Annotated in this window: 22 protein-coding genes; 16 read left to right on the forward strand and 6 right to left on the reverse strand. The window is 40.2% G+C overall.

Going from position 1 to position 23,605, the window contains the following annotated elements:
- Positions 1-4 precede the first annotated feature (4 nt).
- The 4 genes from DMB65_RS09825 (at position 5) to DMB65_RS09840 (ending at position 4,983) form a co-directional block, all read left to right on the forward strand.
- Positions 5-856, forward strand: coding sequence for an RteC domain-containing protein (locus DMB65_RS09825; RefSeq protein ID WP_110306480.1), 852 nt, complete (start codon positions 5-7; stop codon positions 854-856).
- Positions 857-1,083: 227 nt separating this feature from the next.
- On the forward strand, positions 1,084-1,380 hold the full coding sequence (locus tag DMB65_RS09830; protein ID WP_095382670.1) for a helix-turn-helix domain-containing protein: 297 nt from the start codon (positions 1,084-1,086) through the stop codon (positions 1,378-1,380).
- Between the two features lie 93 nt (positions 1,381-1,473).
- The gene (locus DMB65_RS09835) at positions 1,474-2,898 is read left to right on the forward strand and encodes a DUF4099 domain-containing protein (RefSeq protein WP_110306609.1); all 1,425 of its coding nucleotides are present in this window, start codon (positions 1,474-1,476) and stop codon (positions 2,896-2,898) included.
- 6 nt (positions 2,899-2,904) lie between these two features.
- Entirely contained in the window at positions 2,905-4,983 is a 2,079-nt protein-coding gene (locus DMB65_RS09840; protein ID WP_110306481.1) for a type IA DNA topoisomerase, read from the forward strand.
- Positions 4,984-5,165: 182 nt separating this feature from the next.
- Here the strand turns inward: DMB65_RS09840 and DMB65_RS09845 are convergent, their stop codons facing one another.
- The 4 genes from DMB65_RS09845 to mobC form a co-directional block, all read right to left on the reverse strand.
- Positions 5,166-6,362, reverse strand: coding sequence for a HEPN-associated N-terminal domain-containing protein (locus DMB65_RS09845; RefSeq protein ID WP_110306482.1), 1,197 nt, complete (start codon positions 6,360-6,362; stop codon positions 5,166-5,168).
- Positions 6,363-6,392: 30 nt separating this feature from the next.
- Positions 6,393-7,961, reverse strand: a complete 1,569-nt coding sequence (locus DMB65_RS09850) for a UvrD-helicase domain-containing protein (protein ID WP_110306483.1) — start codon at positions 7,959-7,961, stop codon at positions 6,393-6,395.
- On the reverse strand, positions 7,961-9,844 hold the full coding sequence (locus DMB65_RS09855) for an ATP-dependent nuclease (protein ID WP_110306484.1): 1,884 nt from the start codon (positions 9,842-9,844) through the stop codon (positions 7,961-7,963). The genes DMB65_RS09850 and DMB65_RS09855 overlap by 1 nt, the downstream gene beginning before the upstream one ends.
- Before the next feature lie 270 nt (positions 9,845-10,114).
- Entirely contained in the window at positions 10,115-12,139 is a 2,025-nt protein-coding gene (mobC, locus tag DMB65_RS09860) for a conjugal transfer protein MobC (protein WP_110306485.1), read from the reverse strand.
- A gap of 209 nt (positions 12,140-12,348) precedes the next feature.
- Between mobC and DMB65_RS09870 the strand changes: the two genes are divergently transcribed.
- Positions 12,349-12,906, forward strand: a complete 558-nt coding sequence (locus DMB65_RS09870; RefSeq protein ID WP_110306487.1) for a hypothetical protein — start codon at positions 12,349-12,351, stop codon at positions 12,904-12,906.
- 25 nt (positions 12,907-12,931) lie between these two features.
- On the opposite strand, the gene mobB is transcribed toward DMB65_RS09870, so the two are convergent.
- Positions 12,932-14,230 (reverse strand): conjugal transfer protein MobB, encoded by a 1,299-nt coding sequence (gene mobB, locus DMB65_RS09875; RefSeq protein ID WP_110306488.1) that lies wholly within the window; start codon positions 14,228-14,230, stop codon positions 12,932-12,934.
- Between the two features lies 1 nt (position 14,231).
- A complete protein-coding gene (gene mobA, locus DMB65_RS09880; RefSeq protein ID WP_110306489.1) occupies positions 14,232-14,669 on the reverse strand; it encodes a conjugal transfer protein MobA in 438 nt (145 codons plus the stop codon).
- Positions 14,670-15,318: 649 nt separating this feature from the next.
- On the opposite strand from mobA, the gene DMB65_RS09890 reads away from it, so the two are divergent.
- From DMB65_RS09890 to DMB65_RS09940, 11 genes are all read left to right on the forward strand, one after another.
- On the forward strand, positions 15,319-16,086 hold the full coding sequence (locus DMB65_RS09890) for a ParA family protein (RefSeq protein ID WP_110306491.1): 768 nt from the start codon (positions 15,319-15,321) through the stop codon (positions 16,084-16,086).
- A gap of 4 nt (positions 16,087-16,090) precedes the next feature.
- Positions 16,091-16,507: a DUF3408 domain-containing protein gene (locus DMB65_RS09895; RefSeq protein WP_110306492.1), complete on the forward strand. Its 417-nt coding sequence runs from the start codon at positions 16,091-16,093 to the stop codon at positions 16,505-16,507.
- Between the two features lie 2 nt (positions 16,508-16,509).
- Positions 16,510-17,142: a conjugal transfer protein TraD gene (locus DMB65_RS09900; RefSeq protein ID WP_110306493.1), complete on the forward strand. Its 633-nt coding sequence runs from the start codon at positions 16,510-16,512 to the stop codon at positions 17,140-17,142.
- Positions 17,143-17,426: 284 nt separating this feature from the next.
- Complete coding sequence (locus DMB65_RS09905; protein WP_095382661.1) at positions 17,427-17,732, forward strand: DUF4134 domain-containing protein; 306 nt, start codon at positions 17,427-17,429, stop codon at positions 17,730-17,732.
- Positions 17,733-17,741: 9 nt separating this feature from the next.
- Complete coding sequence (locus DMB65_RS09910) at positions 17,742-18,074, forward strand: DUF4133 domain-containing protein (RefSeq protein ID WP_095382660.1); 333 nt, start codon at positions 17,742-17,744, stop codon at positions 18,072-18,074.
- Positions 18,071-20,575, forward strand: a complete 2,505-nt coding sequence (locus DMB65_RS09915) for a TraG family conjugative transposon ATPase (protein ID WP_110306494.1) — start codon at positions 18,071-18,073, stop codon at positions 20,573-20,575. The genes DMB65_RS09910 and DMB65_RS09915 overlap by 4 nt, the downstream gene beginning before the upstream one ends.
- A 26-nt stretch (positions 20,576-20,601) precedes the next feature.
- The gene (locus DMB65_RS09920) at positions 20,602-21,234 is read left to right on the forward strand and encodes a DUF4141 domain-containing protein (protein ID WP_095382658.1); all 633 of its coding nucleotides are present in this window, start codon (positions 20,602-20,604) and stop codon (positions 21,232-21,234) included.
- Position 21,235: 1 nt separating this feature from the next.
- On the forward strand, positions 21,236-22,231 hold the full coding sequence (traJ, locus tag DMB65_RS09925) for a conjugative transposon protein TraJ (protein ID WP_110306495.1): 996 nt from the start codon (positions 21,236-21,238) through the stop codon (positions 22,229-22,231).
- Positions 22,232-22,249: 18 nt separating this feature from the next.
- Complete coding sequence (traK, locus tag DMB65_RS09930) at positions 22,250-22,873, forward strand: conjugative transposon protein TraK (RefSeq protein WP_110306496.1); 624 nt, start codon at positions 22,250-22,252, stop codon at positions 22,871-22,873.
- Between the two features lie 10 nt (positions 22,874-22,883).
- Complete coding sequence (locus tag DMB65_RS09935; protein ID WP_110306610.1) at positions 22,884-23,312, forward strand: hypothetical protein; 429 nt, start codon at positions 22,884-22,886, stop codon at positions 23,310-23,312.
- Between the two features lie 19 nt (positions 23,313-23,331).
- Entirely contained in the window at positions 23,332-23,601 is a 270-nt protein-coding gene (locus tag DMB65_RS09940) for a nitrogen regulatory IIA protein (protein ID WP_110306497.1), read from the forward strand.
- Positions 23,602-23,605 lie beyond the last annotated feature (4 nt).

Genomic DNA, 23,605 nt, shown 5'->3' on the forward strand with positions numbered 1-23,605 from the left:
TGTCATGATAAGATCTACATGTGAGAACGCACTTCAGGTTATTCGAAAAGCAGAACAGCAATTCAGCTTAGATCCTGAACATATAATTGAAAAATCCTACCATATGACTACCGTACTTCGAAACTTGCTTAGTACGGTAAAAAAAAATGTTTTAGAAAATGGCTTCTCTGATGAAAGTGAAGAGATTAATTTTTTTAAAAGTATTAAACCCCAAATACTTGGAAAACTCATATTCTACAATAAAGTTTTCCGCATTGAAGCATCCTGTCCTGTTGTAAGCGGCAAAATGCATTACAAATATTTTTCAAACGAGCTTAATTTGCTAAAACAAGAATATAAAGACCACTTTTATACCACAGACTTCTATCGGTACTATCGTTCAGGAAGAACGGAATGGGACCATCATTTTTTTTGTCTGGGCAAAATAGACCTTCACGAAGGGGTTAATAGTTTTGTGTTTGAAATTGACACTCAATTTTCTACCTATTACGATTATAAAGTAGCGCGAATAATTGCCAACGAACTTCTCTACAGCTACCTGATCTCCAAAATTGAACCTGACACGCAGCAAACCAGTATTTTTTCAGATGGAAACACAGCTAACAGAGATTTTTTCTGGACAGATTCAAAGAATGCTTTGATCGAATTAATTTATGCACTTCATGCATCGGGAAGTATTTCTCACGGAAAAGCCGGAATCCGTAAAATCAGTATGGTTTTCCAACTGTTGTTCAGGATACAACTCGGTGATGTCCATCATGCGTTCCACAGGATGAAAGACAGGACTGACAGCAAAAGTATATTTCTTGATCAGCTGAAATCATCGCTTAAACAGCACATGGAGAAAGAGCTGTAGCGGTTTTTGAAACATGCAATTCTCTACCAATGAGATGCAATTGGCATCGAGTAGCTATTGACATATAATTAGTTCTATATTTTAATCAGTCCCAGTAAATCAACTAGGTGAACTAATTCTTATAACTGTTAAAATTTTCACAAAACCGCATTTTACATTGGCTGACATTGGCAATGAAAAAATTTTGCCCGTAGCAACTTTGCATCACTAATGCAAAACACACAGCCATGAATATAGATAGAATGGAATTCATTTCCTGGATGGAACGAATCATAGAACGTTTCGATCTTATGAGCGCACATATCAGTGAACTTGAAAAAAAGCGCGGAAGTGTTGACGGAGAAGAGCTATTGGATAATCAGGATATATTGCAGATGCTTAAGATAAGTTCCAGGTCACTCCAGCGGTACAGATCTTCCGGCAGGCTTCCCTATTATACAATCAGCGGAAAAATATATTATAAGCTCTCTGATGTACACCAATTCATTAGAGAAAGTTTTAATGTCCGAATGCCAAAAACATAGGCCATAGATGGAAAAACAATGCCACAAAATTCCTGCTTTTAGCCAGCACTATTTCACCTTTTAATTTCGCAAATGAATTTAAAATTTAAAATTATGAGCGAACAAAGTAAAGAGATAGGTAACACTCACGAGGAATTATCGGATATACTGCTGGTATTCGACAAAGAGAAAAAGAAAATCCTGGCCGTAAAAGGTATTGATCAAAATGGCAATCTTGAAACCGTTGACCCTAACCGGAAAAATGAGAATCAGTTTATGCGGGTAGATAAACAGGGTGATTTGTTTTCGAATTTCTTTTCCAATTTTTTCAGCCAGCTGAAGAACCCAACCAATTTTTCGTTTTTCAAAATTCCAGCACTGCTGGCTGTTGACACTTCAAAAGATATGCAGAAACACTTAAATCATCCCACACCTGAAGGTGAACAATTAATGAAACAGCACGAAGTAAAAAAGGAAGATAAACAAGAAAATAAAAACAATATGGAAACAACACAGACAAGCCCGGAAACAAGTGAATACAAATACAAACCGGAACAGATCGATTGGGAAACATTAAACAATCTTGGTCTAAGCAAAGAGAAACTTGAAAAACTAAATTTGCTTGATCCTTTACTAAAGGGATACAAAACAAATGAGCTTGTGCCCGTAAGCCTTAACCTCGGTACTGCCATAACCCGAATGGATGCACGCCTATCCCTAAAACAAAACGAAGAAGGACAGGTCGTGTTGGCCATTCACGGCATCCGAAAATCACCCAATCTGAATTTTCCTTTTTTCGGTCACGAATTCAGCAAGGAAGATAAAGACAATCTTCTGCAAACAGGCAATATGGGACGAATAGTAAATCTCACCAATCCGAAAAACAATGAAATCAGCCCCTCCATTATCAGTATAGACAGACTAACCAATGAGGTGGTGGCACTTCGTACGGATTTCATTAAAATCCCTGATGAAATTAAAGGAGTAAAGCTTAACGAAGAGCAAAAGCAAACATTGCTGGAAGGGAAACCGCTTCCAATAGAAGGTATGGTTTCCAATAAAGGAAAAACGTTTGATGCATCGGTTCAGTTCAATGCCGATAAACGCTTTGTAGAATTTCTCTTTGACAGAAATGCTCCTAACAATCAGCAGAACCAAACTCAGGGAGCACCAAAAAACTTTAGGGACAAAGAACTCGATAATGAACAATATCAAAAGCTCAAAGAGGGTCACACGGTTTATATCAGCGGCCTCGTGGATAAAAAAGGCAAGGAATACAATGGATATATCACGTACAACAAAGAAACCAATAAAACAGAATTTTCATTCCAAAATCCAGATAAAATCAAAGAACAGATAAAACCTTCTGAGGCGTACAAAACACAAACCGCCGTCAATTCCGAAGGCAAAACGAACGAAGCAACTAAGAACATCAAGGAACCTTTAAAATCAGGGCAAACAGTCCCTGATGACAAAAAACTGCAGGAACATCAAGAAGAGTCCGATGCACCTGCTAAATCTAAAGGGCGTAAAATGTAATAACATATGATAACAATTATTGCAGAAAAGCCCAGTGTAGCAAGGGAAATAGCCGTACTGCTAGGAGCCACCGAAAAAAAAGATGGCTATCTGACCGGTAACGGCTATTTTGTTACATGGGCATTGGGACATTTAGTGGCACTGGCTATGCCGGCAGATTACGGAATTTCAGGATTTAAGAAATCCGAACTCCCCATAATGCCAAACCCTTTTTTGTTGACGATCCGTAAAATAAAAAGTGACAAAGGCCATGCTGTTGATCCAGGAGCGGAAAAGCAGTTGAGAATAATAGAACATGTTATTGGCCTGAGTGAAAAGATAATTGCCGCAACTGATGCCGGACGTGAGGGTGAATTAATATTCCGAAACATCTACGAGTTCCTCAAATGCAGTAAGCCATTTGAGCGATTATGGATTAGCTCACTTACTGAAAAAGCTATTAAGCGGGGATTTGACAATCTAAAGCCCGGCATTGATTTTAACGGACTGTATAAAAGTGCACAAATTAGAAGCCAGGCTGACTGGCTATTAGGTATTAATGCCTCGCAGGCATTAAGCATTGCCGCAGGTGACGGAATCTATTCACTTGGAAGGGTACAGACTCCTGTCCTGGGTTTAGTCTGCATGCGTTACCTTGAAAATAAAAACTTCTCAATAAAACAATACTGGCAGTTAGAAGTATTACATTCCAAAGAATTCACTGACTTTAGAAGCCTGTCACAAAACAAATGGGAAGATAAAAAATCGGCAGACAACGTGTTAAAATCAATCGAACGGAGTGGAAATACCGCTTTTGTCACAGCTGCAGAAACCAAAAAAAGAGCTGAACAGCCACCATTACTTTTTGATCTGACCGGACTGCAAAAAGAAGCCAACACAAAACTGAATCTTTCTGCAGAGGAAACACTAAGTATTGCACAAAGCCTCTATGAAAAGAAATTTATTACTTACCCTCGAACCGGAAGCAAATTCATTCCTGAAGATATGTGGGCAGAAATTCCCGGACTGATCAGAGTTTTGCAGGACTGCGAGGCAGTCAGGCAGGCAGTGTCCAAAGTTAAATGGGGCCAATTCAACAAACGCATAGTGAATGACCTGCGTGTAACCGATCATCATGGCCTGCTGACTACCGAGAAAATACCTTCTGCCTTGCCAGCAAAGGAAAACGCAGTTTATAATATGATTGCTTTTAGACTTCTGGAAGCAATTTCGCAGCCATGCACCAGAGAAGTCACCCATATAGCATTACAGGTTTTACATTATGATTTCAGCCTGAGTGGAAGCAAAATAATAGAATCAGGATGGCGTGCGATCAGGGGCAGTTTTCATGATAATGACCCGCAGCAGGAAATTCCCGGATTGAAAATCGGTGATGAACTTAAAATTAAAAGTGCGAATGTTGTGAAAAAGCAAACGAACCCTCCGGCTCTATTCACTGAGGCTGGACTTTTAGCTGCAATGGAAACCGCCGGTAAAGAAGTCGAAAACAAGGAACAATACAGTGCCTTACGAAATATGGGTATCGGTACGGCCGCAACGAGATCTGGCATTATAGAGACACTCTTTTCTCGTAATTACATACAAAGGGAAGGAAAATCACTGTTACCTACTCCGAAAGGACTGAAAGTGTATGAACTGGTAAAAGACAAGAAGATCGCCGATGTTGGTATGACTATAGAGTGGGAAGCTGCCTTAGAGAAAATTGAGAATAACCAGAGTGACACAGCAGCTTTTCAAAACGATATCAGAACATACACAATATTCATCACTTCTGAATTACTACAAACTTCCATTGATAACAGTCACGTTCCTCAACTTGTCTGTCCAAAATGCAAAATCCACCAACTTATTGTCAGTGATAAATTTGTTAAATGTAGAGATGAAGTATGCAATTGGACACAGTTCAGAAATATTTGTGGTGTTCATTTAAGTTTATCTGAAATTGATAATCTTGTCAATAAAGGTAAAACATCATTAATAAGGGAAATGAAAAGCAAATCTGGAAAGAAATTCCATGCGTATATTGTATTAAGCGAAAAATCTGAAACTTTCTTTCAATTTTATAACAAAAATAGTTTACCATAATTTTAAAATAAATTGCGGAGTTTTACAGAGATCGGAGTTTCTGTGTCCAGATGATCCAAACTTAATATTCAAACCACCCTTCATTTCAGTATTTGCATAATATTTAAAAGCAGTTTAATATATTAACTCAATATCTTATAACGTTGAAAAAAATAATAATTGATTATAGAAACATTGCAATTCTATTCCTCTCTATGAGAATTAACTTCGCTAGATCGTAACGTGTCAGAGATCATATCGAGTACTTCAAGGCTCTCGGGATTATCAAAGAAAAGGACACAGGCTTTTTTTCCATTTTTAGAAGACGGATAAACAATCCCGTTTATCCTTTTATTACCTTTCAGTTTATCAGAAAATGGAAATCTAAAATATTCAGTTACTACTTGAGTGGGTACATAATCTATGTGGACGCGCCCATCTCTTTTAATCGGAGACATAAGATCTTGAACAAAATCTCTGATAAAAGAAATCCTGTAATAATCTTTAAGTTTTTTTTGATCAAATGGACTTGGAAGATCCGGAAGGGCTGATAAATCTATAATAGTCAGTTCTGTATTTGTTCTAAAACCTGCAGTAGTACAAGATTCCAAATCAATATTCTCATAGTCCAAGGTTTCTGCCAGTGAAGTCTCGACCTCAAAAGCGCCGTAAAACATTGAAATTCCTGCCGGACTCATTCTGTTAGCATTTACTGCATTTTCATCGGGAGGGGATGTCATGCCCTTAGGTATAGTAACGGTGAGATCACCTTTTGTATGCTGTCTGCATCTAAATATGACAGTACCAGCAGGCAATACATTAATTAGATTAAATTTTTTTATACTGTCCCCTATTTCCTTTAGCATATCATTCGAATTGATCAGATAATGTTCCGAATTCAAATCCTTAACAAGTCCAAAGAAATAACGCGATCTGTTCTTAACTACCTGCTTGAAATACTTCCAGCTGTACAGAAGTTTATCAGAAGGACTGTCATAATATTCCATTTCGTTTGCCCATCCTTTGCTGTAATCCAACGAATCAAAAATGTCATTAAACAGCGTTTCTTCATTAATCTCCAATTCGAAATGCTCCTGTAAAATTTCCGAACTATCATAAACATTACCCAGATAACCTCCCTCCCGGGAATTATAAGACATAAAGTTTGCAGGATCGGTATAAAATGCCTGCACAGCTTCCATCATAAATACCATAAGATCTTCCAGAGCGATTACAGACTTATTTTTATTGCAATAATCACAATATCCCATATCAGCATTTCTGCGGATAAAATTTTTTATCGGCTTCTGGTCAAAATGATTTAAACAGACATTCTTATCAGGAACACTTTCTAATCCAAGGTCTTCAAAACGCATCGCTTCCTCCATTACTCCACTCATAACTTCATTTTTTTTACTGATATTTCCTTTTTACAACTCTAACAATTTAACATTCAAAGACTGCAGTTTTACTATAGTGGATGGACTGACTTCTTCTAGGCACCCTATACACAAAAATTTTTCAGCTCGACTAAAGGCTACATAACCTAATCGGGGATAATCCGTTTTTTCATTGCCCCTTTTAAGCTCTCTTATTTCGGCTTTAGTTTCAATCCAAAGTAATAATTCTTCTTCTGTTTTGGATATAGCAAGAACTGCTTCTGATTCGAGTCCCTTAATAGTATGTATATTGCATAGGGTTACGGCACTTGTTGAGTTGTGATTAAAATCAAACTTTAAATTTTCAATTTTCACTGGAAGCCCCTCTAGCATTTCTAAATGAAGTTCCTCCTTGATAAAACTTCCATAAGTGTTTTCATTTGTAATTCTTCCGCTTCTTATAGCCTTAAAAATAGCAATAGAATATTTCCTCAACGTATATACATCCGTCTGATATCTATCACAAAATTGAGTTTGGTTCATGCGAATTGTTGAAAGCAAGGTGTCCTGAATCGCTTTTATGGGGCTTACCCCCGTTTCCTTTTTGGGTGTCATAAAATGGTTATTTACAACCGCTGCCACACGATTGACCACATCATTTTTTTTGGCCAGTATACAGCGGCCCGAAATAGCAATTCCCATCAGGTCACACTTGGTGTAAAATTCTTCTATTATTGGCCTTACATGACCCCATTTCAAAGTAAACATGACATCTTCCCCTACTTCTGCTACAGTATTACCAAATCTGCAGGCAGCTTCTTGTTTAAATATTTCAGTTTTAAACTGACGACCGTTAAATTTATTGAGAAACGATACAATATTCTCTGTACACCTGAAATTCTTGTTGTTAATTTCTACGTCATATTTACTGCTTGCTGCAGCTTTTAAAATTGGAATATTCCCAAAAACTTTAATAGCCGAATCAAAACTTTGAATGTACTGCTCAGGATCCCCCACACAATAAATTTTAGTTTTCTGCTGTTTTCTGATATTTTCAATAATAGTAAAAACATCATTGCCCGAATCCTGAAATTCGTCAACAAATAAATACTGAAGCCTATTGCTGAGAGCCTTTACAATAATTTTATTTGAAACACAATCCTTAGAAATTGATAAGGTTTGATCAAATGTTATATAACCATTTTTATTAAGTCTGTTGCGGATATTTTTTTTTATAATTGCAGCTTCCTGGAAAGTCTTTGCTCTTTTTTCTTTCTCTTTGAGACTTTCAACCTTTGCAAATACATCATCTAGGCCGCATTGCAGAAATAATTTTTCCCTGCCCACAAAATCACTTCCAAAAGCAGCAAAAGGCTTAACAATAAACCTGTTCAAAAAGGAGTGCATAGTACCGATAAATAAATTCTCAGGTATACTTATCTTCTTTGACAGTCTTTGATAAATATTATTTGCAGCTGCATTTGTATAAGTTATCACAGCCATGTAACGCACTGGTGAAAGCTCAGGGAGAGCACTAATAATTGTAGCCACCATGTTGTGGGTCTTTCCCGCACCGGGTCCGGCAATAATCAATGTCGCATTTTGATTTTTCTTTGTCATTATGAAAAGAAATTTAGTCCCTTTGTTATGTAATCCGGAATTACAAAACCATCAGTTAAAGGATCAGAATCGGCCAGATTGAGCATTAATGAATAAGCAAATTCTGACTTATAATCTTCAATAAGGGCAAAAAATCCAGCTGTATCAATTGGATTTTCCCCAAGTGCACTTATATAGCTTTTTCCGGCATTAGGTCTTACATCCTTCAAAACCGCAAGAAGAATATCGCGGCCTTTACCTTTTGCATTTGCATTAATTAAATCTTTTTCAAAAGTACTATCAGCAGTTATACTAACTTGGATTTGATCAACGTCGTCATATTTTGCGGCCAAATTATCAGCTCGCTCTTTTGTTTTTGTGTCTGTATCCCTATCGGTCAGAACAAGGCATTTTTGAAAAAAACCATTTTTAATTATTTCAAGGAAATAGCTAAATGCCAGTCCATTTACATTTATTACACAGCAGCTTGATTTTTCAGTTGAATGTCCCATATTTCTTTCAAAAAATATCGGCACCAAAAGTTTTTCTGAAATTCCCTCTACCAGTATGATTTTCCTTGAGTAAAAAATGTTGGCATTTACTGCATCAAGGTATTTATTAAGATATTTAATCTGTTTTTTTCCAAGTGCCTTTTCAGAGAAACCATCAAGCACATAATGTGATTCAATCTTATCCCCATCCCTATAGAGAACAACAGTATTTTCAAAATCAATCTTAGTAGTTATATGCGTAGAGTGTGAAGTGATAAGAAGCTGAATATCTTTTCGAAAATCTTTTTTACCATCAACTTTTATCAACGATTCTATATTATGTGCCAGATGATCCTGAAGATTTGGATGCAGGTGCGATTCCGGTTCTTCAAGTCCTACTACCCTAAAATACGAACTGTGTCCTCTTGTAATATCCTCCACGTAAGACAGTACCAAAGAAATAAATAAAAGATTATTTCTTCCAGTTCCATTTCGTTCGATCTTAATAGGGTTATCACCATAAATAAGGCTTATTTTTTTTAAAAGATCAGATACATCAGGAAGTGAAAAAATTAGATCTACAAGATTAGATGTCTCATCAGTAGCTAAGGAAATTTTATCCAGTTGAACCGAAATTCCATTCTTTATTTCCTGCAGTGTGGCATTATCATTAATAGCCTGTTGCAATCCGACCAGTTGTCCTTTGAGGTCCTGATATTTCTCCTCTTCCTTTGAATTCAATATCCTAAAAAGCAGTCTGCTGTTATGGCTGGCTACCAGTTCGGTACAGGCATCTCGCAAAGCATCCAAAAGTTCAAACTTCATCTGATTAAGATGATAAATATTTGCAGTGGAAGAGCTGTCACCACCACCATAAATAGTATAGAAATACTTGGAAATAGGAAAATTGATTAAATCCAGCTTTGCGCTCTCAAGCAACTTATCATACAGCTCTTGTGTATGCTCCTTGATAAATTTTGTTATAAAATTACGCTGATGCTGTACATCCTCTTCCCTGTTAAATTTACTTCCCGTAGCAAATCTATAGGTTAGGGTTGCTTCAGTAAAATTAACGTTACTATACCAATCACCTACCACAGATTCCTGGTCTTCATCCCAGCCAATTAAAGTACATTCAATTAATATTTCAGGATAAATAATATCGCCAGCCGGTATATTGAAATCCAGGACCTGTCTTTTAAACCTTAATATTTCTTTATAATTAAAATCAGAAACCTCTAAAACACGTCGCTTGTGATAAGATACATCCTGACCAAAAATCAGACCTATGGAATCCAATAAATTAGATTTCCCTATATTGTTCTCACCTATAATCAAAGTCAAGGGCTTTAAAACAATTTTAAAATCATTAAATGTCCTGTAATTTTTTATAACAAGCTTAGATATATACATAGAGAAATTTTAAATCATTATTATTCTGTAAACTCGAAATAAGCATTGACTGGTTTGAAGTAAATGAAGGAGAATGTTTTTACAACAACAAAATTTGTACTAATTTATATATTATTTTACCGCACGCTAACTGTCATAAAGTTTTTTATGCACATTCTCAACCTGTTGGAATGTTAACAATTAATTTAATTCACAAATACCCTGCAATTTGATTGACTCCATAGAATTCCAGCTGTAGATATATGTGTCTGGCACTGTAGAAAGAAAGTGCTATTGCTTGTAAGGTTCCTTTTTTTGCTCCTTTTGCACTAAATGCTGCAAGTCAGGGTCATTTTTAATACGTTCCAGCTCCATTTCAATAACCATGATTATATCTCTTTTTATTTGTTTATAATTGGCATCAATTTCTTTTTTCATGTTATCTGTCCCGCTTTCGTCAACAAAGGATAAGATCTGTGGTATCCTTTGACAGGTTTCGGTTTCAGTGGCAATCTTTGCATTATCTACAACAATTTCAGCATGGAAAATTTTCTGCTCAATTCGCTGGTCAAAATTGTCCGATACAGCTCCGACAAAGAACCCTTGGGTTAATGTAGAAATTTTGGAAGCCGGTATAAGGTTGTCTAACTGGGTAGATATTGAGGTAGACGTATCATTTCGATTGATGCTCATGCTTTGTCTTTTCTGCAATACTTTACCGAAACGTTCAGAAAGGCTCTTCGCTGTTTCACCTACCACCTGACCGCTGAAAATGTTTCCCACCGTATTTTGGATAACCTTGCTTTCCTTGTCCCCGTAGTCGCGGTTCAATTGTGAAAAATCCTGGAATCCTAGACACACTGCTACTCTATTGCTACGGGCAGTAGCAATTAGATTATCCAGTCCGCGAAAATAAATAGTAGGCAGCTCGTCTATAATTACCGAACTTTTTAACTGTCCTTTCTTATTAATGAGCTTTACAATACGCGAATTATATAATCCCAGCGCAGCTGAGTAGATGTTCTGACGGTCTGGATTATTACCCACACATAATACCTTTGGTTCTTTAGGGTTGTTAATATCCAATGAAAAATCATCGCCGGTCATAACCCAATAAAGACTTGGTGAAATCATACGGGACAAGGGTATTTTAGCCGATGCAATCTGTCCCTGCAGTTGGTCCTGTGCACCTCCCTGCCAGGCATCCATAAACGGTGATAAATAGTTCTCCAGCTCCGAATATGACGTAAGAATGGTAAACACGTCCGCATATCTCTTATTCAATAATTCAATAGCGTGCGGAAATGTGCAATACCTTCCGTCTGCATAGATTTTAAGGAACCATATAATGGCCGCCAAAAGAATAATGGGGCTTTCTACAAAAAAATCTCCCTGCTTCTGTATCCAGCTCCTGTTCAGGTTCAGCATTATGGTGTACGCCGCCTCGTAGGCATCCGAAATGTCGGTCATGAAATCAGGATTAAGCGGATTGCAGCGATGGCTTTTTCTTGGATCATCAAAGTTAATTACATAGAATTTCGGTTTGACTTTGTACTTGTTATGATGCTTTAATAAATGATTGTAGGCAATTGTGGACAGATCGTCAAACTTGAAGTCATAAATATACATTGAAAAGCCTTTTTCAATCTGCTGCTTGATATAATTGTTAATTATTGCATATGATTTACCAGATCCCGGCGTACCCAGGACAATTGTTGCCCTAAATGGATTTACGATATTAATCCAGCCGTCATTCCATTTGTTTTTATAATAAAATCTGGTAGGAAGATTGACCGAAAATTCATTTTGCATGAGTTTGGTCTCCTGATGAAAACTCTCGTTCTCGTTGTTAAAAACGTCATCCATTAAGTTCGTTTTTAAAAGGCGACTGCTCCAGACTCCGGCCAGCATTAAAGCTACGTAGCCCAATCCCAAGGTTAGGATATAAAAGAAAGCTGCTATTTCCTTCGGCAGCATTAACAGCGAGGTATTAAAAAAGAAAAAGACAAAGCCAATGCAAAAAGCACTAAAGATCTTTGTCCAGGTAATTTTCTCATTCTTTACTCCCTTTGTTCCCAGACAGCTTAAAGCCAATAATAATACGGAAAAAATTTTCGTATAAAGTGCATTAGCAAACAAAGCTGCTTTACGGTCGAAACTGTTTAAAATCTTATTTAGGGTTTCCATTGTCAATCCCCTTTCCAGAAAAAAGCCATAACAGTACCAATATAAATGCATCAGTACTATCAGGATACTTACTGCCCTCATAAATGCCATTATCTTGGCAAGCCCTCTTAAATCATCATCACCCTGCATTTTAAAATGTTTAATGTTTGGGCGTGAATTTAAATGCTGGACTGTGCCTTATTATTATTGAGGCACATATTGGTGTTGCTTGGCCGTTTTTGGCTTTATGCAGTAAAATGAAATTCAGAATACATATTATTTTTTTTATTAATTTTATACTACTAAAAATCAATTACTTACAGAAAATTAAAAAAATCACCGCCAATCCATAAAATAATATGTATACTAATTATCCTGATGCTTTTCCAGGCGAAAGCGAAACAGAATATGAAAATCGGAAAATGGAAGAAAGCCAGGCTGCCATGGGATTAATGTTTGGGATAGCTTCCTTACTTTTTTTTGCATTAAAAATGTGTGCTATATTCGGCATTTACTTTTATGCCGGATTTATATTGTCCCAAAATCTGTTAGGGGAAGAAACCAGCAAATCTAGAATTTTGGGTTTGGCACTATTATTTACCTACCTCATTTTCTGCATCATTTATTTCTTTAAAGGAACTGTCATAGGCCTGCGCGCAAAGAACAACAAGCTTTGGATATTGCCTTGGGCATTATGTGTACTGATATGCTGTATTATTCCCGCAATAGTAGTAAAAGCAGTTGTCTCATCAATGTTTGATTATGGAGAACAACAGGGTGCTTTTTACATTGGACTTACCTGGGGAGCATTTATACTGTGCTCCTTATACATGTATGGCATATACCAGTTTAAGACACATGCAGCGCCGAGGATCCTGTATTGGAGCTATGCTTTGGGATTGAGAGTATCTTTATAGTTGCATATTATTATACTATTAAAATTTATTTATCCCTATTACGTTTTCTTTTCTTCTTCATTTTAGCAGCAAAAGCATCCTCCATATAATCTTCCCCATTCGCTTCGGGCAGCAGTCCTCCAAAAGCTCCTAATGAAAAATTATTTTCCTGGCTTACAACACCAGTTTCATTATTTAGAAACTTAAAAAGTTTATGTAGATTTTCATCAGGAAGATCATCAAAATTATCTATGACTATTTTTGAATTGAAGGCCAGCGATTCTTTTGTCTCCTGTATAATGTCGTTACTCCAATGCTTATTAAAAGTATTAGCTGAAAATTCAGTAGCTAAACGCGAACCGTTCCATACTGTCCTGAAATTATGGTCAATAAAAGTGATGCCATAAATACGCCCCGTTTCGTTTCTGCGAACTACTGTATTTATCCCCTGATGGAGTAGCTTATTTTTAAAATCCATTTCGTTATCAGTTGAGTGTAATGCAGCCCGTATTGTCTCTTTAAGTTTTAATGTTCCTGAATTTTCTTTTAAAGCTTTTTTGCATCTGCCAAAATGGACATCTAACGCGGGAAGTCCTACATTCTTTCCAAATAAAGAGGCTTTCAGTGCACGTCCAGCCCGCTCTCCATGTTCGTTTAATGGAAGATATAGTAAACCCTGCCTGATTTTTCCGTGTAGTTGGCTTTCCATTTTTTCAGCAGTAATATTAAACAGGGAAAGAAGGGCATTATATTCGCCCAAAGTCTGAAATTGGTAATATTTGGGAAGATGCCTGATTACCGATGCTATCTGACTTTTAACATCAGCTGCCCTGTAATCCACCGGATTGAATATTTTGTCCTGCTGCCTGCTTGCTTTGTCCTGCGCGGATATCAGTCCATATTTTCTTTCCAGCTCCCGACAAACGGCCATAGATCTTCTTTTCTCAAACTTATCCGAAATCTTCTTTCCTTCTTCATCTACGCAGATTGTTACTATATGGATATGCTCACGCTTTATATCGGAGTGTTTGAATACTGCAAAAGGCTGCTGCCCGTATCCCATTTCCTTCATGTATTGCTCTGCTATTGCGATAAATCTGTCATCGCTGACATTATCTTTTGGGTCAGGGTTAAGTGAAATATGAAGTACGGGTTTTTCCGTATTACGGTTGGCCAATATATAAGGTTCAAAAGACTGTGCTAACTGTGCCGCTGAATATATACCGCCTGGTGTTTCAATCATCTTGTTGGTAAACAGGACCTGTGCTTTTTCTTTTTGTACTTTGATCTGATTGTATGCCAATGCACCATAAAGATTGCTGCCTCTGCCAATTTTCGCTATCATTTTAAGGGTGGTTTTTAAAATGTTTTTCCTCAAATTCCTGTACAATCAGGATAATTTTTTGGCACAATGCGGCAAATTCGGCAGTCTGTTTTTCCAACTTGTACAAGTATGCTGCCGCCTTTTTCTCCGAAAAATTACGGTACAAAAGTTTCACGACCTGATTATAATTTACTCCTACTGACCGGAACTGACTGTGCAATGTGGTCAGCCGCATATAAAAATCAACTGTTCCCTTGTCTATTTTAACTGTCTTGACTTCTTTTCCAAATAAAAGGGATATAATAAATTTTGCCTTATTGTGCATTCCTGACGATTCATATAGCGATAACAGTTTCGCATTTTCCTTTTCAGTCAAACGAAAAACATGTCTGTGTATACTGGGATCAATTTTCGGATTCCTGCCCCCTTTGCCGCCTCTTCTTTTATTTTCTTCTTTCATCTCAAATCAATTATAACTTCTGCAATAAAACCTGACTCCGGAAGGTTTTTCCAGCCCCCGGAAGGGCAAGTTGTTTTGGGGCACGAATTCAATTTCGAGTGCCTCAAAACACAACTTGCCGTGTTCTGGCGAACACAAAAATCCGCCCTTCGGGACGGATTAAATATAGAAGGAAAGACAGCTTGACGCTGTCCTCTTTATTGCCAGAAATATTTATTTGTTTTTGCATAAGTCCGTTAGTAAAAATCACAGTACAAAAGAAAGTACTCTCTGTCAAAGTACTATAAGTCAGCAGAGTACCGAAAAAAGTCTTTGAACGCCAATTAGTGCCAGCTAAAATGAAGCACATATATACCTGCATTTCTTTGTATGTGCAAAAAGGCGCAGGGATGTAAGTATGTTGGGATGTAATTTATCAATTATATATGCACCTGCACATGCCCAGATTTACAGATTTGGGTTTATATATAAATAAGATCACAAATATCTGCCAATGTACATAACTCACTAAAAATGCATCAACATTGGTGAGTACCTAAATACCGCATCATGTACATATACGGCCAAGTGCATAAGTACACACTGAAAGGTCCACCTGGGTACTTACAACTGCGCGTACAGATATAAGTAAATATTAAATAACATAAAAATGAAAACAGAAAACCAACCCGTATTCGTTGCCTTTTCCTCCCAAAAGGGGGGTGTGGGCAAAAGCACCTTTACGGCACTTGCCGCCAGTACCCTGCATTACCGCCTTGGCTACAATGTGGCGGTATTCGATGCCGACTTCCCGCAGCATAGTCTCATGAAAATGAAAGACCGGGATTTATCAATGGTCATGGAAAATGAGTTTTTGAAAAAGGCTGCCTTCAGGCAGTTTACAGCTATTGACAAGAAAGCTTATCCGATCTTTCAGCATAAAGCCGAAGGAGTGCTTCAGGCGGCACATGACTTTGTAGATTCTCTATCAGCTCCTGTTGATTATATTTTTTTTGATCTTCCGGGAACAGTAAACACTCCTGGCATTTTGAAAGCCCTTGCGGGTATGCATCACATTTTTACGCCGATCACAGCGGACCGTGTTGTGATGGAAAGCACCCTTATTTTTACCCAGCTTATGAAGGATGTTATTATGAAAAAAGGAGACACGTCCATAAAAACAATCAACCTGTTTTGGAATCAGGTGGACGGCCGTGAACGCTCCCCTCTGTACGAGGTCTATAACAAACTTATTAATGAGCTAGGCTTAAGCCTAATGGACTGCCAGATCATGAACAGCACACGTTTTCGCAAAGAAAGCGAAGCAGATGCAAAAACTGTTTTTCGTTCCACCCTAATGCCTCCTGATGAACGGCTGATGAGCACGTGCCGTCTGGACCAGTTTATGACAGAATTTTTACGAATCACTCAATTATAGCATCATGGAAAAATACAATAACAAAAAAGCTATTCCTGAAATAGACGAAGAGATGATGATGAACCTCATGGTAGAGGGAGTAAAAAAAGAAGGTTTGCAGCTTCCTTCCGAGCAGCCTAAAGATGTTATAAAAAAGTCCAAGGAAAAATATTTTCCGAAAGAGCGCAGCAAAATCAAAAAAACAGCTGAAGAAAATTACGAAAGTCTCTTTTTCAAAAAGTCGCAAACCAACGCCCGTGAAGGAAAAACAGTTTATATCCGGCCGGATTTTCATGAGAAGCTTACCCGTATCGTACAGGTTATTGGAGAGGATAAGATCAGCATTTACGCGTATCTGGACAATCTGCTCGAATATCATTTTCAGGAGTTTGGTGAGCAGATTATCTCAAGTTTTAATGATAAGTACAAACCTATATTTTAATTATGGAAACGTTAATTTTGATATGCCTTTTGGCTGTAATGGCCCTACTCCTGCATGATAAAATTAGTATTCGGATACGGAAAAAGGAAAAACCTGTTCGCGGGAAACCCAATCATCAACTGCCGAATGTTATGGGACAGCCTAAAACGGTACAACGCCTTTCGACGCCAAAGTGTGCCGCTGAGCCTCCAAACAGCAACAAGAAACAACAAACCGATAATTTTAATATTGAAATCGACAAAGAAGATTTCGATATAGATAATCCGCAGGAAGAACTGGACGATGTTCTCAGAAATCAGCCCGATTTGGAAGAGGAAGAAGAAGAATGGAACGGCTATGGAATGTCGGCATGGAATGACGGTTTTGCCCAAGGGGTTACCTTCGAGGAACTAAGCGCTGTGGGGATGCTGCTGATAAAGGACAAGCTCGAGCCATCCCAAAAGGAAACAGCCATTGCATTAGTTCAAAAAATACAAGGAACCGAATTATTCAGCCTGCTGGAAAATTCCATGGAAAGTGCTTCCCGAAAAATAGCAGAGCTGCTGGACGGCAGCCTTTCCTCTGAAAAGGATTCCGGTTCTTCTTATCTGCGGAAAAATGATTTCAATGATTTTGATATTGGGGATTTTGTCTAAGGACAAAACCCCCTTTATTATTTAATGATTGATACATTCGGTAGTTTAAGTTTTAAAGGACACAAATACTTAGCTTTTTCGTTTGCGCTCAAATAACAAATTTTAATGTCGAAACACTGTCGTTTCGGCGTTTTTTTTTTGCCTGAAAATTACATTTTTCTACATCTGACTGCCAAGTAGTTCCACAGAAAGCCACTTCACTTCAGGCACTCAATTTTCATCACACTTTTGTCGTCAGAGCCCGCATAGTGCGGGAAAACAGTAACAATCTAAAGTGTTTAATGATGAAAAAACAGAGAAAAAAAATCCTGCAGGCAGCAATGTTAGTGCTGTCATCCTTACAGTTATCTGCGCAGGGAAACGGTACGGCAGGTATCACGGAAGCCACGCAGATGGTCACCTCTTATTTTGACCCTGCCACTCAGCTTATCTATGCCATAGGCGCAGTAGTAGGATTAATTGGCGGGGTTAAAGTGTATAACAAATTCAGCAGCGGGGACCCCGACACCTCAAAAACCGCGGCAAGCTGGTTCGGAGCCTGTATCTTCCTTATTGTAGCGGCTACCATACTGCGCTCCTTCTTCCTTTAACCCTGCACTATGGATACGTACAACATCAACAAAGGTATTGGAAGGACAGTCGAGTTCAGGGGGCTCAAGGCGCAGTACCTTTTCATTTTCGCAGGCGGACTGCTGGGAATACTTATCCTGGTCATGATCCTGTATATGGCCGGAACCAGTTCTTATATCTGTCTTTTTCTTGGGGCAGGCGGTGCTTCGCTGATTGTGTGGCAGACCTTCTCGCTCAACAGAAAATACGGTGAACACGGACTGATGAAAATCGGAGCAAAAAAAAGGCATCCCCGATACATCATCTGCCGAAAACCAGTACGTCGCTGCTTAAGGTCAACTCCTAAACCCACTACGGCATGAGAAATACAGCCAAGACCACAACACTGGAAAGCAGATTTCCACTGCTGGCAGTAGAGAACAACTGCATACTTTCCAAGGACGCCGATATTACTGCGTGCTTTGAAGTGCGGCTGCCCGAACTCTTCACGGTGGCCTCCGCCGAGTATGAGGCTATTCATTCTGCCTGGCATAAGGCCATTAAGACCCTACCAGATTTCACGGTCGTCCATAAACAGGACTGGTACATCAGGGAAAATTATGATCCTGAATTAGATAAGGATGACCATAGTTTTCTGGCCAGGTCTTACCAGCGGCACTTTAATGAGCGTCCGTTCCTGAACCATTACTGCTACCTGTTCCTGACCAAGACCACCAAAGAGCGCATGAGGATGCAGAGCAATTTCTCCTCGCTATGCAAAGGTACACTGATACCAAAGGAAATACGGGACAAAGAGACAATACATCGTTTTATGGAAGCCGTGGCGCAGTTTGAGCGCATTATAAACGATTGCGGATTTGTCAAAATCAGTCGGATGAGTGAAGACGACATTGTTGGATCTGAAGACAGACAGGGACTGCTGGAACAGTACCTGACCCTGTCAAGGGAAACCGGAACACCGCTGCAGGATATTGCCTTGGGCAGCGAAGAGGTCCGTGTGGGAAACAAAAGGCTGTGCCTGCATACCCTTTCTGACACCGACAACCTGCCCTCATCTGTATCGGCTGATACGCGATATGAAAAACTGTCAACCGACCGCAGTGACTGCCGTCTTTCTTTTGCCGCGCCTGTGGGACTGCTGCTGAACTGCAACCACATTTACAACCAGTACCTGTTTTTGGACAACAGCGAAGAGAATCTGCTGAAGTTTGAAAAGTCAGCCCGAAACATGCACTCGCTGGCACGATATAGCCGCGCGAACCAGATCAACAAAGAATGGATCGAACGCTATCTCAATGAGGCACATTCTTTTGGACTGTCTTCCATCCGCGCGCATTTCAATATCATGGCATGGTCGGACGACCCATCCGAGCTCAAACAGCTGAAGAACGACTGCGGGAGCGCACTCGCCCTTATGGAATGCAAGCCAAGGCATAACACGACTGATACCGCTACACTGTATTGGGCGGGAATGCCAGGAAATGCGGGAGATTTCCCTAGCGAGGAAAGCTTTTACACTTTTATCGAGCCTGCTTTGTGTTTCTTCACAGAGGAAACCAATTACCATAATTCGCCATCTCCTTTTGGTATCAAGATGGCGGACAGGCTTACAGGGAAACCGATCCATCTGGACATTTCGGACCTGCCGATGAAACGCGGTATTATTACCAACCGCAACAAGTTCATACTCGGCCCCTCGGGAAGCGGCAAATCTTTTTTTACCAACCATATGGTGAGGCAGTATTATGAGCAAGGGTCCCATGTATTGCTGGTGGATACCGGCAACTCGTATCAGGGTTTGTGCGAGCTTATCAAAGCAAAAACCAAAGGCGAAGACGGGGTCTATTTTACCTATACCGAGGACAATCCCATTGCCTTTAATCCTTTTTATACCGACGACGGGGTTTTCGATATTGAAAAGAGGGAAAGCATCAAAACCCTCATACTGACCTTATGGAAACGTGATGACGAGCCTCCCACGCGCTCCGAAGAGGTGGCACTCTCCAATGCCGTGAGCGGCTATATTGAAAGGATCAGGCAACTTGATGCATTTCCTTCTTTTAATGGTTTTTACCGTTACGTAAAGGAGGATTTCCGTCAGGTATTGGAAGCAAAGCAGGTAAGGGAAAAAGACTTTGACCTAGCAAATTTCTTAAATGTACTAGAGCCTTATTACCAAGGAGGCGAATACGATTACCTGCTGAATTCCGATAAACAGCTCGACCTGCTCTCCAAACGTTTTATAGTGTTTGAAATTGATGCAATCAAGGACCATAAAATCCTATTTCCAATCGTGACCATCATCATTATGGAAGTTTTCATCAATAAGATGCGCAGGCTTAAAGGTATCCGCAAACTGATCCTGATTGAAGAGGCATGGAAAGCGATTGCCAAGGAAGGAATGGCCGAATACCTCAAGTATCTTTTCAAGACTGTCCGCAAGTTCTTTGGAGAGGCCATTGTAGTGACCCAGGAAGTTGATGATATTATTAAGTCCCCTATTGTCAAGGAAAGCATCATCAACAATTCGGACTGCAAGATACTGCTTGACCAGCGCAAATATATGAACAAGTTTGATGACATCCAGGCCATGTTGGGGCTGACCGATAAGGAAAAGGCCCAGGTGCTTTCCATTAATATGAACAATGATCCATCACGCCTTTACAAGGAAGTATGGATCGGACTTGGCGGAACGCACTCCGCGGTCTATGCCACAGAAGTCAGCCTCGAAGAGTATTACGCCTACACAACCGAAGAAACCGAAAAACTGGAAGTGATGCAGCTTGCCTCGGAACTTGGGGGAAATGTAGAGCTCGCCATCAAGCAGATAGCCATAAGGAGGCGCGAGCACGAAAATCCATAATTAGTAATAATTCTAAATCTATAAAAATGAAAAAAATATTATTTATGGTGTCTGCGGCAATTATGCTTGCCGCTGCACCATCAGCAAAAGCGCAGTTCGTGGTTACCGACCCGGCCAACCTGGCCTCGGGGATTCTCAACAGCGCAAACGAAATCATACAGACTTCCTCTACGGTAAGCAATGTAGTTAAAAACTTCAAGGAAGTCGAAAAGGTGTATAAGCAGGGCAAGGAATATTATGACAAGCTGCAGGCCATTAATAATCTGGTAAAAGACGCACGCAAGGTACAGCAGACAGTACTCTTGGTGGGCGATGTATCGGAAATGTATGTACAGAATTTCGGCAGGATGCTCAGTGACCCTAACTTTTCGGCACGAGAACTAACCGCAATTGCCAAGGGGTATTCGGCGCTGCTGGGAGAAAGTACCGAGCTTTTAAAAGAACTCAAGCAGATTGTAACCTCATCAAGCTTGTCGCTCAGTGATAAGGAACGAATGGACATTGTTGACCGCGTATACAAGGAGGTAAAAGAATACCATAGCCTGGTGCGCTACTATACCAACAAGAATATTTCGGTCAGCATCCTGAGGGCTAAAAAGCAGAACAGCACCAAAAGGGTGCTTGAGCTTTACGGCACTCCTGACCAAAAATACTGGTGAAATGGAATTTAATAATCTTCACCAGGTCCTCCGCTCACTTTATGATGAGATGCTGCCACTCTCCGCCGATATGGCGGCGGTGGCCAAGGGACTTGCAGGACTCGGGGCACTGTTTTTTGTAGCCATAAAAGTATGGCAGGCGCTCAGCCGTGCAGAACCTATTGATGTATACCCGCTGCTGAGACCTTTTGCGCTGGGACTCTGCATCATGTTTTTTCCAACTATGGTCTTGGGCACAATCAATGCCGTATTAAGCCCGATAGTGCAGGGAACGCACAGCATTCTGGAAGACCAGGTATTGGACCTGAACGATCTGCAGGCAAAAAAAGACCAGCTGGAGCATGAGGCGATGATCCGCAATCCCGAGACAGCCTATATGGTATCGGACGCGGAGTTCGACAAAAAACTCGACGAGCTGGGCTGGTCGCCTTCGGATATCGGGACTATGGCAGGAATGTATATGGACAGGCAGACCTATCAGATAGAGAAAATAATAAAAGAATGGTTTCGCAACCTGCTTGAAATACTGTTTCAGGCTGCAGCGCTGGTTATCGATACCATACGGACTTTCTTTCTGATCGTTCTCTCGATCCTTGGCCCTATTGCATTTGCCATATCAGTCTGGGACGGCTTTGAGTCAACACTCACCCAGTGGATTACCCGTTACGTCAGCGTTTATCTCTGGCTTCCCGTAGCGGACCTGTTCAGCTCAATGCTGGCCAGGATCCAGTCACTGATCATTGAAAGGGACATTGAAATGCTTGCTGATCCCGCTTTTATTCCCGACACCTCAAACACCGTGTACATCATTTTTATGATCATCGGTATCGTGGGTTATTTTACTATTCCGACGGTGACAGGCTGGATTATACAGGCAGGAGGCGCAGGAAACTTTTCACGAAACGTTCACCAGACTGCCATGAAATCCGGAAATATCGCAGGCGCCGGAGCAGGATCGGCCGCTGGCAACATTGCCGGAAGGCTGATCAATAAATAACTATAAATATTCAATAAAATGGAATTTAAAACACTGAGAAATATAGAAAACAGTTTCCGGCAGATCAGGCTCTACGCCATCGTGTTTGCCGGGCTCTGTGCAACGGTGACCGGATACGCCCTTTGGAAATCGTACGGTTTTGCCGAGCTGCAGCGCCAGAAAATTTATGTGCTGGACAATGGCAAATCGCTCATGCTGGCACTTGCCCAGGACGCCTCGATCAACCGTCCGGTTGAAGCCCGCGAGCACGTAAGGCGCTTTCACGAGCTGTTCTTTACCCTGGCACCGGACAAAAATGCCATTGAAAGCAACATGAAAAGGGCATTTAACCTTGCCGATAAAAGCGCCTTTGACTATTACAAGGACCTTTTGGAGAAAGGCTATTACAGCCGTATCATATCGGGCAATGTACAGCAGCGTATCGAGATAGACAGTGTGGTCTGCAATTTCGAGACGTATCCGTATGCGGTGAGAAGCTATGCCCGGCAGATTATAATACGTTCCAGCAATGTGACCCGGCGCAGTCTGGTTACATCCTGCCTACTGGTCAACTCGGTGCGTTCGGACAATAACCCTCAGGGCTTTACTATTGAAAAGTTTGCGGTGGTTGAAAACAGGGACATAGAAGTTATTGAACGGTAAAAAAAATCTCATGGAAGCATTATTAGATTTAGACGCATTCGCGAGAGTCCTAACTGACAAAGGATATAGCGGTTATTTCCATACGCAGGGTGCGCATGCCGGAAAGCTCAGAGACAGCATCTCGGAATACCTTGAAAGCTGCCGAAAAGAAGCAGACTGTTTACCCAAAGAGCACTTGCTGCTGACAGGCTACCTGCAATGGTCGGGCGCGGACAAGCCCAGTGTACGCTGCATTATGCTGGTAAAATACCTGAACGGTAAATTTTCCCTCAACGCAATGGAGGTTGCAAGGAAAGACCAATTTGGGCAGCTGCTGAAAAAATCGGAACTGACAAACCTGTCTGTGCTATCGGCGCCGAGCGCAGCTCAGGCAGTCGCTTTGGTGAGTGAAGAACACGAGCAAAAAGCAGATAGGTCCGCTAAACGTTTCAAGCTATGAAAACAGAAATAATAACGTTATGAAAAATTTAAGAACAAAAATAGACCAGTGGCTGGAAAAGCTTGATAAGGACTGGGACGCGATGCCTGTAAAAAGGCAGCATCTGGTGATACGGTACTTTTTTGCAGCGTACGTGTTGCTTACCGGAGTTGTCATTTTCAATGTCTGCCGTGATACTGCAGCTGCCCGAAATAGCATGGCTGTAGACCATATCGAAAACCCCGCCCCGTCAGGAAAACAAAGTCCGGCGCCTTTGCAGGATTCCCTAAAGCCTATTTTAAAACAATAAGATT

The organism is Flavobacterium cheongpyeongense, assembly GCF_003202435.1.
GTDB classification, from domain to species: domain Bacteria; phylum Bacteroidota; class Bacteroidia; order Flavobacteriales; family Flavobacteriaceae; genus Flavobacterium; species Flavobacterium cheongpyeongense.

Excerpts from the sequence above, each read along its gene's own strand:
- DMB65_RS09845 (WP_110306482.1), bottom strand. The coding sequence starts at position 6,362 with ATGAGTGGAGTAATGGAGGAAGCGATGCGTTTTGAAGACCTTGGATTA.
- DMB65_RS09935 (WP_110306610.1), top strand. The coding sequence starts at position 22,884 with ATGGAAGCATTATTAGATTTAGACGCATTCGCGAGAGTCCTAACTGAC.
- mobA (WP_110306489.1), bottom strand. The coding sequence starts at position 14,669 with ATGAAAGAAGAAAATAAAAGAAGAGGCGGCAAAGGGGGCAGGAATCCG.
- DMB65_RS09825 (WP_110306480.1), top strand. The coding sequence starts at position 5 with ATGATAAGATCTACATGTGAGAACGCACTTCAGGTTATTCGAAAAGCA.
- DMB65_RS09905 (WP_095382661.1), top strand. The coding sequence starts at position 17,427 with ATGAAAAAACAGAGAAAAAAAATCCTGCAGGCAGCAATGTTAGTGCTG.
- DMB65_RS09920 (WP_095382658.1), top strand. The coding sequence starts at position 20,602 with ATGAAAAAAATATTATTTATGGTGTCTGCGGCAATTATGCTTGCCGCT.
- DMB65_RS09940 (WP_110306497.1), top strand. The coding sequence starts at position 23,332 with ATGAAAAATTTAAGAACAAAAATAGACCAGTGGCTGGAAAAGCTTGAT.
- DMB65_RS09890 (WP_110306491.1), top strand. The coding sequence starts at position 15,319 with ATGAAAACAGAAAACCAACCCGTATTCGTTGCCTTTTCCTCCCAAAAG.
- mobC (WP_110306485.1), bottom strand. The coding sequence starts at position 12,139 with ATGCAGGGTGATGATGATTTAAGAGGGCTTGCCAAGATAATGGCATTT.
- DMB65_RS09835 (WP_110306609.1), top strand. The coding sequence starts at position 1,474 with ATGAGCGAACAAAGTAAAGAGATAGGTAACACTCACGAGGAATTATCG.
- traK (WP_110306496.1), top strand. The coding sequence starts at position 22,250 with ATGGAATTTAAAACACTGAGAAATATAGAAAACAGTTTCCGGCAGATC.
- DMB65_RS09915 (WP_110306494.1), top strand. The coding sequence starts at position 18,071 with ATGAGAAATACAGCCAAGACCACAACACTGGAAAGCAGATTTCCACTG.
- DMB65_RS09910 (WP_095382660.1), top strand. The coding sequence starts at position 17,742 with ATGGATACGTACAACATCAACAAAGGTATTGGAAGGACAGTCGAGTTC.
- traJ (WP_110306495.1), top strand. The coding sequence starts at position 21,236 with ATGGAATTTAATAATCTTCACCAGGTCCTCCGCTCACTTTATGATGAG.
- DMB65_RS09855 (WP_110306484.1), bottom strand. The coding sequence starts at position 9,844 with ATGTATATATCTAAGCTTGTTATAAAAAATTACAGGACATTTAATGAT.
- DMB65_RS09900 (WP_110306493.1), top strand. The coding sequence starts at position 16,510 with ATGGAAACGTTAATTTTGATATGCCTTTTGGCTGTAATGGCCCTACTC.
- DMB65_RS09850 (WP_110306483.1), bottom strand. The coding sequence starts at position 7,961 with ATGACAAAGAAAAATCAAAATGCGACATTGATTATTGCCGGACCCGGT.
- DMB65_RS09840 (WP_110306481.1), top strand. The coding sequence starts at position 2,905 with ATGATAACAATTATTGCAGAAAAGCCCAGTGTAGCAAGGGAAATAGCC.
- DMB65_RS09830 (WP_095382670.1), top strand. The coding sequence starts at position 1,084 with ATGAATATAGATAGAATGGAATTCATTTCCTGGATGGAACGAATCATA.
- DMB65_RS09870 (WP_110306487.1), top strand. The coding sequence starts at position 12,349 with ATGTATACTAATTATCCTGATGCTTTTCCAGGCGAAAGCGAAACAGAA.
- mobB (WP_110306488.1), bottom strand. The coding sequence starts at position 14,230 with ATGATAGCGAAAATTGGCAGAGGCAGCAATCTTTATGGTGCATTGGCA.
- DMB65_RS09895 (WP_110306492.1), top strand. The coding sequence starts at position 16,091 with ATGGAAAAATACAATAACAAAAAAGCTATTCCTGAAATAGACGAAGAG.